Annotated in this window: 1 protein-coding gene; it reads right to left on the bottom strand. The window is 28.7% G+C overall.

All coding sequences use genetic code 11. The features are described from left to right. Positions 1-222 precede the first annotated feature (222 nt). Complete coding sequence (locus ACTNDN_RS24940) at positions 223-480, bottom strand: hypothetical protein (RefSeq protein ID WP_441132577.1); 258 nt, start codon at positions 478-480, stop codon at positions 223-225. Positions 481-651: the final 171 nt, after the last annotated feature.

Here is a 651-nt window from a genome sequence, read left to right as displayed (position 1 = left end):
TAAATTCTGTTAGGAATCGTGTCGAAAAATATTTTTTTGACACCCCAACAACGGCTCAAACCGTTGATAAATCAATATTTATAGAGGGAGGGAGGGGAATTTTTTATAGAAATAGAATAGATGATTTAAAAAAGGAAGAACTTAAAATAATAGGTTAATCTAAAACCCAAAATCAGGACAACATATAAAATATGTCCACCATTTGGGTTTTAATTTAGAGAATTAAAGGTAAGAAAAAGACATAAACAAAATGGCGATGATAAATAGGATAAATAGTAGCATGAATATTATTGCTAATACGAGTAAAATCCATCCTAAAATTTTTCGATCTGTTCTAATCAAGTAAATAGAAAGTGTAATGATTCCAAACAGAAAGCCCATGATTCCCCATAGAACAGGGTTTTTGCTTTGTTTTTTTGAATCTATAACTAAATAAACTGTTATTAAAATGTTTATTACCCAAAATAAAGAAAACTCCATAAAAATATCTCCTCCTTTTCCTTCATTATATTGTATTCTAAAAGTTTTTCATACATGCTCATGTTAAGTAAGGAAGCTTCTGTAACTGCTAAACTAAAATCAACAGTTTCCGCCAGATAGAATTGAACACTTTTTTATCAAAATAACCACCAGTTAGTCTATTATGATTTT

Source organism: Niallia sp. HCP3S3_B10, from assembly GCF_052064465.1.
GTDB classification, from domain to species: Bacteria; Bacillota; Bacilli; order Bacillales; family Cytobacillaceae; genus Niallia; species Niallia hominis.
This window is presented reverse-complemented; position numbering and strand designations above follow the sequence as displayed.

Bases quoted from the DNA above. Each gene is read 5' to 3' on its own strand.
- ACTNDN_RS24940 (WP_441132577.1), bottom strand. From the start codon at position 480: ATGGAGTTTTCTTTATTTTGGGTAATAAACATTTTAATAACAGTTTAT.